Raw genomic sequence first — 8,306 nt, forward strand, 5'->3', positions numbered from 1 at the left:
TGCTGGAGCTGGCCGGGCTGATCGAATAGCTGCCGGCGGCGTCACCCAGCGCGACGGCCGCAGAAACAGGCATGGCAAGGCAAGCGGCGACCGCCGCAAATCCGAGGATGCGCGTGTACATGGGGATGTTCCTTGTTGGAGGCAGCGCATTTCTTGCGCCCTCACTCCATGAACGAATGAACCGCTCGCTCTATTCCGAATCTGACGAAGGCGTGACCATGCGCGTGAGCACGCCATCCCTGAGCTGGAAATGATGCCGCAGCGCCGCCGCGACGTGGAGAGCCACAAGCGTCATGCCGGCATAGGCGAGATACCAATGTGCAGCCGCCCAGAAGCTCTCGGCACCATCCGATTCGGCCAGCGGCAGGTTCGGCATGACGAACAGGTTGAACGGCAGGCTGGGGATCTCCAGCATCGAGACCGACACCAGCGCCCAGCCGGACAAGGGCAAGGCAAGCTGAAACGCGTAGAGCGCAAGATGGGCCAACGGTGCTGCCCGACGCTCCAGGGTTCCGACCGAGCGCGGCAGCGCCGGCGTTGCATTGCCAAGACGCCAGGCGATGCGCAGCAACACAAGCCCGAGCAGCAGGAAGCCGAAGGATTTGTGCAGTTGGATCAGCTCGAAGGCGGTGCGCTGGCTGGTCAACCGCACCATGACGAAGCCGAGCCCGAACTGGCCGATGAAAATGAGCGCAATCAGCCAGTGGAGAAGGATCGCGCCCCAGCCATAGCGGGTGGCGCTGTTGGTGATCGATGTTTGCATGGGGAGTGAACGAATGTTGGTTCGGCTTTCTTCCAGCGCGCTTCACCCTCCCCCTTGTGGGGAGGGTCGCGCAGCAAATGCCGCGAAGCGGATTTTGCGAAGCGGGGTGGGGGTCTCGTAGGGCGCTACCCACCCCGTCCCTCAGCCGACCTACCGGGGCGAGCGAGCCCGCTCTATCCACTCACCTTGAAGAAATCGACAAACGCCCTGAGCGCCGGGCGCATCTGCCGGCGGCTCGGATAATAGACGAAGAAGCCGTCGAAGGAGGGGCACCAGTCCTCCAGCACACGGATCAGCCTGCCGTCGGCGAGCGGCGCGCGGACATAATCCTCAAAGACGAAGGCGAGCCCAGCGCCGTCGACCGCCGCCTGGGCGATCAAATGGTCCTCGTCGAGGATCAGCGGTCCCTCCACCGCCATCTCGATCGCCTCGCGGCCTCTCTCGAACTCCCAGCGGTAGAGGATGCCGCTGGAGAAGCGGAAGCGGATGCAGCGGTGGTCAGCCAGGTCGCGCGGGTGACGCGGCTTGGGGTTGACCTCGAAATAGACCGGGGCGCCGACCACCGCGCCGCGAAGGTCCGGCCCGATGCGCACCGCGATCATGTCGCGCTGCAGGCTCTCGCCTAGCCTGACGCCAGCATCGAAGCCCCCTTCCACCACGTCGGTGAAACGGTCCTCGATGACGATCTCCAGCACGATATCGGGATAGGCCGACGCAAAGGCGCCCAGCCGTGGCGTCAGCGCCAAATGGGCTGCGGTGCGCGGCACGGTCAGGCGCAGATTGCCGGCCGGCCGGTCGCGTGTCTCGATTGCCGTCTCCAGCGCCAGATCGATCTCCGACAGCGCCGGTCGCAGCCGTTCCAGCAACTGCGCACCTTCTTCGGTCGGCGCGACGCTGCGTGTGCTGCGCGCCAGCAGCCGAACGCCAAGCCGCGCCTCTAGGCTGGACACCGCATGGCTGACCGCCGAAGGCGCGATGGCCAATTCCCTGGCCGCGCCGCGAAAGCTGCCGCATTGGGCAACGGTTGCCAGCACGGCCAGTTGGGAAAGATGCGCGCGATTCATTGATCTATCTTTTAGAACAGCCCGTGCAAATGAGAGCCGATTATCGAACACAAGGCAAGGCGCTATTTCTGCCGCATCGCAACAAGGAGACGCGTTATGCAAACCCGCAAGCTAGGAACTGAATTGAACGTCTATCCCGTCGGCCTCGGCTGCATGGGCATGAGCTTCGCCTATGGCGGCCAGGCGGAAGCCGACGCAATCGCCACGCTGCACCGCGCCATCGATATCGGCGTCAATTTCTTCGACACGGCGGAGGTCTATGGCCCGTTCGAGAACGAGATCCTGCTCGGCAAAGCGCTGAAGTCCGCGCGTGACAAGGTGACGATCGCGACAAAATTCGGCTTCAGGATTTTGGAGGAAGGTACAGGCCTCGACCGCATGGCCGGCGTCGACAGCCGCCCCGAGCACGTCAAGGCGGTCGCCGAGGCGTCGCTGAAGCGGCTCGGCACGGATGTGATCGACCTCTACTACCAGCACCGTGTCGACCCCAACGTGCCGATCGAGGACACGGTCGGTGCCATGGCCGAGCTGGTGCGCGAGGGCAAGGTGCGCGCGCTCGGCCTGTCGGAGGCGAGTGCGGCGACCATCCGCCGGGCCCATGCCGTGCATCCAATTGCTGCCGTGCAGAGCGAATATTCGCTCTGGAGCCGCGACCCGGAAGACGAGGTGTTCGCCGTCTGCCGCGAACTCGGCATCGGTTTTGTTCCCTACAGCCCGCTCGGCCGTGGCCTGCTGACCGGCACGATCGCCAAGCCCGAGGCGCTGAGCGACGACGACTGGCGCCGGACCTTGCCGCGCTTCCAGGCCGAGGCGATGGAAGCCAACGCCGCTGTCATCGCGACGCTGGAAAAGCTGGCAGCTGAAAAGGGGGTAACTTCGGCCCAACTGGCGCTGGCCTGGGTGCTGCACCAGGGCGATTTCATCGTGCCGATCCCCGGCGCGAGAAGGATACGCCATCTGGAGCAGAATGCGGCGGCTGCCGGGATCGCGCTGAGCGCGGTCGAGGTGCAGGCGATTGGTGACGCGCTGTCGCCCGACAAGGTGGTCGGTAGGCGCTATGCGGAGAAGGAGCTCACGCTGGTGAATGGTTGAAAACTGGTGAGTAATCGGAAGGGGCGCCGCGCGCCCCTTTTTCGTACGCAGCGCGGTGCAGAAGATGGGGACGCTGACGTGAAGCGCCCCCCTCTGCCCTGCCGACATTTTTACCAAGGCTCGACACTAATCTCCGGCCAGTTCTCCCTTGCACGCTTACCCTTCGCCTCATGCGTGCGCTGATTGTCCATCACCCGGTTCGGCGTGATGCGAAACGAGAAAATGTCGTCAAGACCAAACGGTGCCACGATCTCGAGCTGCCCGTCAGCGTCGTATCGAACCCCGACGGCGTGCGTCTTCGAGGCAAAATGGCTGACGGATTCGCTGGCGCTCGAATAGCGCGGGCACGGCCGTCCGAACTTCTGCGGATACCACAGATGCACCCGCGCCTGGTTGCGCACCTCGACCGGCAACGCCAGCCCCTCGAAATGCTTCTCCGCCCGGCGGATCACCGCGTCCTCGGCCTCATAGGACAGGTCGCTGTCATCGAAGTAGAAAAGATCAACATCCCTGATGCCGTAGCCCGACGGTTTGCCGGTCAGGTGGTTCCAGATGCTGTTGTAGAGAGCGCCGGATACCACCAGCCAGTCCGGCAGGTCGAGCGTGCGAGCCCGCGCCACCGCGTCGCATAACAGCGGGTCGGCAGACACGATGGCGAGAAACGCCGCGCGCTGTTCTTCAAGGGGAAGGCCGGAATACCGCAGATGGTCCATCGCCCTTTGGAGGGCGATTCGCCATCTGCTCGCAAGTTTTTTAGCCCCGCAGAACGCCCCCGGTCTGCTTGCCGACATTCTCGATGATGCGCTTGGCCAACGCCTCGAAATCCTCGTCGGTGAGCGTCTTTTCGACCGGCTGGATCGACACTTCGATGGCGATCGATTTTTTGCCCTCGCCCAGCGAAGCGCCTTCGAAAATATCGAAGACCGAGACGGCGGTGATGAGCTTCTTGTCGGCGGCGAGCGCTGCGCGCACCAGCGTGCCGGCCTCGACCGACTTGTCGACGACGAAAGCGAAATCGCGCTTGACCGCCTGGAAGGGCGACAGTTCCAGTTTCGGCTTGGTTTTCGTCGGCTTGGCCTTCGGTTCAGGCACGGCATCGACGAAGACCTCGAAGCCGCACAGCGGGCCAGAAACATCGAGCCCTTCCAGCGTCTTCGGATGGAATTCACCGAAAGTTCCGAGCACGGTTTTCGGGCCGAGCTTGATCGTGCCGGAACGGCCGGGATGATACCAGGCCGGGCCGCCGGCCTCGATCTGCAGCCGGTCGACAGGCGCACCGCAGGCTTCAAGTGCGGCGATCGCATCGGCCTTGGCGTCGAACACGCCGACCGGGCCGGAATTGCCGGCCCAGTTGCGGCCGGAACCGTCGAGCTTGGCGGTGCCGCGACGCACGCCGGCGGCGACGCGCCGCTGCTGGTCGGCGCCGTCGCCCTCATAAGTGCCCGACACTTCGAACAGCGCCACGTCGCCAATACCCTTGTCGGCGTTGCGCTGGGCAGCCGCGATCAGGCCCGGCAGCAGCGAGGGCCGCATGTCGGACATGTCGGCGGCGATCGGGTTGGCGAGCTTCAGCGCGGTCTGGCCGCCGCCGAACAGCTCGGCGTGCTTGGCCGGAATGAACGACCAGGTAACGGCTTCCATCATGCCGCGCACGGCAAGCGCGCGCTTGGCCGTGCGGGTACGGACCTGCAGCGTGGTGAGGATCTTTGCATTGACCGCGTCATGCGCACCGAGCGGCTGCGGCGCGATGTTGTCGACACCGTGGATGCGCATGACCTCCTCGACCAGGTCTGCCTTGCCATCGACGTCGGGGCGCCAGGACGGCACGGCGACATCGACGACATCGCCCGAGCCCTCCGGCTTGAAGCCGAGGCGCGACAGGATGTCGAGGCTTTCCGCGCTGGGAACCTCGATGCCGGTCAGCCGCTTCACTTCCGAAAGCGGGAAGGAAACGATCTTCGGCGTGTGACCGGCATAACCGACGACCTCCATTTCGGTCGGCGTGCCGCCGCAGAAATCGAGCACCAGTTTCGTTGCCAGTTCGACGCCCGGAACCATGAATTCGGGGTCGACGCCGCGCTCGAAGCGGTAGCGCGCATCGGTGATGATGCCGAGCGTGCGGCCGGTGCGCGCCGTGGTGATCGGATCCCAAAGGGCGGATTCGATCAGCACATCTGAGGTGTTCTCGTCGCAGCCCGAATGCTCGCCGCCCATAATGCCGGCGATCGACTCGACGCCGTTGTCATCTGCGATGACGCACATTTCCGGCGTCAGCGTGTATTCGCGGCCGTCGAGCGCCTGCACCTTTTCACCATCGCGCGCGCGGCGCACGACGAGATTGCCGGCAACCTTGCTGGCGTCGAACACATGCAGCGGGCGGCCGCGGTCGAAGGTGACGTAGTTGGTGATGTCGACCAGTGCGCTGATGGGTCTCAGCCCAATGGCGATCAGCCGCTGCTGCAGCCATTTTGGCGAGGCTCCATTCTTGACGCCCTTGACCAAGTTGAGCGCGAAGCCGGGGCAAAGCTCCGGCGCTTCGATCGTCACCTTGATCGGACACATGCCATTGCCGACATGCGGCATGATGGCGCCGCCGACGAGGCGGCCAAGCCCGCTCGCCGCCAGATCCCTGGCGATGCCGTAGACGCTGGTGGCATCCGGCCGGTTCGGCGTCAAGTTGATCTCGATGACCGGATCGTCGATGTGCGCATAGGCGGCGAAGCTGGTGCCGACCGGCGCATCCTCAGGCAGGTCGATGATGCCATTGTGTTCGTCGGACAGCTCCAGCTCGCGCTCGGAACACATCATGCCGTGGCTTTCGACGCCCCTGATCTTGCCGACCGTCAGCGTTACGTCGATGCCGGGCACATAGGTGCCGGGCGCGGCAAAGGCGCCGATCAGGCCCGCGCGGGCGTTTGGCGCGCCGCAAACGACCTGCACCGGAGGCTTGCCGTCGCCGGTGTCGACGGTCAGCACGCGCAGCCGGTCGGCATCGGGATGCTGAACCGCCGTCAGCACCCTGGCGATGACGAATGGTTTCAGGCTCGACTTGTCGTCGACATGCTCGACTTCGAGACCGATCGAAGTCAGCCGCTCGACGATCTCGTCGAGCGTGGCGTCGGTCTCGAGGTGGTCCTTGAGCCAGGAGAGGGTGAATTTCATGGGACTGTTCCGTCTGGTCTTTTGACGCTTGATTTCAGATGTCTCGGCAGGTCGTCGGACATATGCAGGAAGGCAAGCTGCTCGCCGATATAGGCATGCAGCGTCGGCTGGAAATCGGCCGGCATGTCCATGGCGCCGAGCATGAAGTAGATGTCTTCTTCCAGCCGCTCGTCGACATAGGCGATGGGTGAGCCGCAGGTGCCGCAGAAAGAGCGCGTCACCGGGCCGTTCTCATACATCTTCAGCGCCTTGCCGGTGAACGCGACCTGATCGACCAGGAAGCCGACAAAGGCCGACACCGGCGCGCCGCTGGCCCGCCGGCAATCGCCGCAATGGCAGTAGCTGACGTGATGCGGTTCGGCAGAGGCCTCGAACCGCACGGCGCCGCAGCGGCAGCCGCCGGCATAGGGCGCTGTCATGCGCTCAGGCCTCCGAACAAAGTCGGCATGTCGAGCGGCCGGAAGCCGTAATGCGACAGCCAGCGCACGTCTGCATCGAAGAAGGCGCGCAGGTCCGGCATGCCGTATTTCAGCATGGCGATGCGGTCGATGCCCATGCCCCAGGCAAAACCCTGATATTCGTCCGGATCGAGACCGCCATGGCGCAGCACGTTGGGATGCACCATGCCACAGCCGAGGATCTCCATCCAATCGGAGCCTTCGCCGAAGCGCACTTCGCCGGGCCGCGAGCGATCGCACTGGATGTCAACCTCGAGGCTTGGCTCGGTGAACGGGAAGAAGGACGGCCGGAAGCGCATCTTAACCTGCGGCACCTCGAAGAAGGCCTTGCAGAACTCCTCCAGCACCCACTTCATGTTGGCGACGTTGGCTGTCTTGTCGATCACCAGCCCCTCGACCTGATGGAACATCGGCGAGTGGGTGGCGTCCGAATCCTGCCGGTACGTCTTGCCAGGAATGACGATGCGGATCGGCGGCTTCTTCGTTTCCATGGTGCGGATCTGCACCGGCGAAGTGTGCGTGCGCAAAAGCTTGCGCTCGCCCTTCTCGTCCGGCTGGAAGAAGAAGGTGTCGTGCATCTCGCGCGCCGGGTGGCCTTCGGGAAAATTCAGCGCGGTGAAATTGTAATAGTCGGTCTCGATGTCGGGACCTTCCGCGATGGAGAAACCGAGATCGCCGAAGATCGCGGCAATCTCGTCGATGACCTGGCTGATCGGATGGATACGGCCGCGCTCAGCCGGCGACTGCCGCACCGGCAGCGTCACGTCGACCTTTTCGGCGGCGAGGCGGGCGGTGATCGCCACATCCTTGAGCTCAGCCTTGCGGGCAGTCAGCGCGTCGGTGACGCGGTTCTTGAGGCCGTTGATGGCTGGGCCTTTGATCTGGCGCTCCTCGGCGGTCATGGCGCCAAGTGTCTTCAGCATCTCGGACACGCTGCCCTTCTTACCGAAAGCAGCGATGCGCACGGCCTCGATGGCCGGCTCATCGGCGGCCGAGGCGATCTCGGCCAGAAGTGAGTTTTCAAGCGTATCCAGGCCAGTGGTTGCGTCGTTCACGGTCAAACTCGCTGCGTTGGGAGGTCGGCCTCAAAGTGAAAGTCACTTCTAAAGTGAAATCACTCCAAGGATCAGGCAAAAGAAAAACCCGCGCCAGCCGTGCCAGCGCGGGTTCCCCAAATCAGAATTGCGAATGCTTGGGAAGCGCTGGTCTTAGGCGACAGCGCTTTCAAAAGCGTTCGGCGTGGTGTTCTTCAGATATTCGAGCGCCACCTTGGCCTTGGCGACCAGGGCCGCGAAAGCCTGCGGCTCGTGGATGGCCATGTCCGACAGGATCTTGCGATCGATCTCGATGCCCGACTTGTTGAGGCCGTCGATGAAGCGGCCATAGGTCAGGCCATGCTCGTGGGTCGCGGCGTTGATACGCTGGATCCACAGCGCGCGGAAGGAGCGCTTGCGGTTCTTGCGGTCGCGGTAAGCGTATTGCAGCGACTTTTCCACCGCCTGCTTGGCGATGCGGATGGTGTTCTTGCGGCGGCCGTAGAAGCCTTTCGCGGCTTTCAGGACCTTCTTGTGCTTGGCGTGCGAAGTGACGCCTCTTTTTACGCGTGCCATGTCATGATCTCCTTAAAAGCAATTCCAGGAAAAGTGCCTTGCGGTTTTCCGTTCGGAATTGCGTAAAACAAATGCGTGTCCGGACCGAATGCCTTAGAGGCCGTTCGGCAGAAAATTCTTGATGACCTTCTTGCCATCCGGTTCAGCCAGAACCATC

At 63.6% G+C, this 8,306-nt stretch carries 8 protein-coding genes and 1 pseudogene; 1 reads left to right on the top strand and 8 read right to left on the bottom strand.

The window, feature by feature from the left end; translation table 11 throughout:
• From EN925_RS41630 to EN925_RS13020, 3 genes and pseudogenes are all read right to left on the bottom strand, one after another.
• Window positions 1-121: pseudogene (locus EN925_RS41630) on the bottom strand (polyisoprenoid-binding protein); the annotation flags it as partial.
• 69 nt (window positions 122-190) lie between these two features.
• Window positions 191-763, bottom strand: a complete 573-nt coding sequence (locus EN925_RS13015; protein ID WP_013528303.1) for a cytochrome b — start codon at window positions 761-763, stop codon at window positions 191-193.
• A gap of 173 nt (window positions 764-936) precedes the next feature.
• Window positions 937-1,827: a LysR family transcriptional regulator gene (locus EN925_RS13020; RefSeq protein ID WP_013528304.1), complete on the bottom strand. Its 891-nt coding sequence runs from the start codon at window positions 1,825-1,827 to the stop codon at window positions 937-939.
• A 96-nt stretch (window positions 1,828-1,923) separates the two neighbouring features.
• Between EN925_RS13020 and EN925_RS13025 the strand changes: the two genes are divergently transcribed.
• A complete protein-coding gene (locus tag EN925_RS13025; RefSeq protein ID WP_027161015.1) occupies window positions 1,924-2,919 on the top strand; it encodes an aldo/keto reductase in 996 nt (331 codons plus the stop codon).
• 110 nt (window positions 2,920-3,029) lie between these two features.
• Here the strand turns inward: EN925_RS13025 and EN925_RS13030 are convergent, their stop codons facing one another.
• From EN925_RS13030 to rplT, 5 genes are all read right to left on the bottom strand, one after another.
• Window positions 3,030-3,632, bottom strand: coding sequence for a nucleotidyltransferase family protein (locus tag EN925_RS13030; protein WP_063169791.1), 603 nt, complete (start codon window positions 3,630-3,632; stop codon window positions 3,030-3,032).
• A 40-nt stretch (window positions 3,633-3,672) separates the two neighbouring features.
• A complete protein-coding gene (pheT, locus tag EN925_RS13035) occupies window positions 3,673-6,081 on the bottom strand; it encodes a phenylalanine--tRNA ligase subunit beta (protein ID WP_127368041.1) in 2,409 nt (802 codons plus the stop codon).
• Window positions 6,078-6,500, bottom strand: coding sequence for a GFA family protein (locus EN925_RS13040; RefSeq protein ID WP_013528308.1), 423 nt, complete (start codon window positions 6,498-6,500; stop codon window positions 6,078-6,080). The genes pheT and EN925_RS13040 overlap by 4 nt, the downstream gene beginning before the upstream one ends.
• Entirely contained in the window at window positions 6,497-7,594 is a 1,098-nt protein-coding gene (gene pheS / locus EN925_RS13045) for a phenylalanine--tRNA ligase subunit alpha (protein ID WP_013528309.1), read from the bottom strand. The genes EN925_RS13040 and pheS overlap by 4 nt, the downstream gene beginning before the upstream one ends.
• A gap of 153 nt (window positions 7,595-7,747) precedes the next feature.
• Entirely contained in the window at window positions 7,748-8,149 is a 402-nt protein-coding gene (rplT, locus tag EN925_RS13050) for a 50S ribosomal protein L20 (RefSeq protein ID WP_013528310.1), read from the bottom strand.
• Window positions 8,150-8,306 lie beyond the last annotated feature (157 nt).

This window comes from Mesorhizobium sp. M7A.F.Ca.US.006.04.2.1 (assembly GCF_004022915.1).
Lineage (GTDB): Bacteria > Pseudomonadota > Alphaproteobacteria > Rhizobiales > Rhizobiaceae > Mesorhizobium > Mesorhizobium ciceri.

Coding starts and splice junctions, on each gene's coding strand:
- EN925_RS13015 (WP_013528303.1), bottom strand. CDS start 763: ATGCAAACATCGATCACCAACAGCGCCACCCGCTATGGCTGGGGCGCG.
- EN925_RS13020 (WP_013528304.1), bottom strand. CDS start 1,827: ATGAATCGCGCGCATCTTTCCCAACTGGCCGTGCTGGCAACCGTTGCC.
- EN925_RS13025 (WP_027161015.1), top strand. CDS start 1,924: ATGCAAACCCGCAAGCTAGGAACTGAATTGAACGTCTATCCCGTCGGC.
- EN925_RS13030 (WP_063169791.1), bottom strand. CDS start 3,632: ATGGACCATCTGCGGTATTCCGGCCTTCCCCTTGAAGAACAGCGCGCG.
- pheT (WP_127368041.1), bottom strand. CDS start 6,081: ATGAAATTCACCCTCTCCTGGCTCAAGGACCACCTCGAGACCGACGCC.
- EN925_RS13040 (WP_013528308.1), bottom strand. CDS start 6,500: ATGACAGCGCCCTATGCCGGCGGCTGCCGCTGCGGCGCCGTGCGGTTC.
- rplT (WP_013528310.1), bottom strand. CDS start 8,149: ATGGCACGCGTAAAAAGAGGCGTCACTTCGCACGCCAAGCACAAGAAG.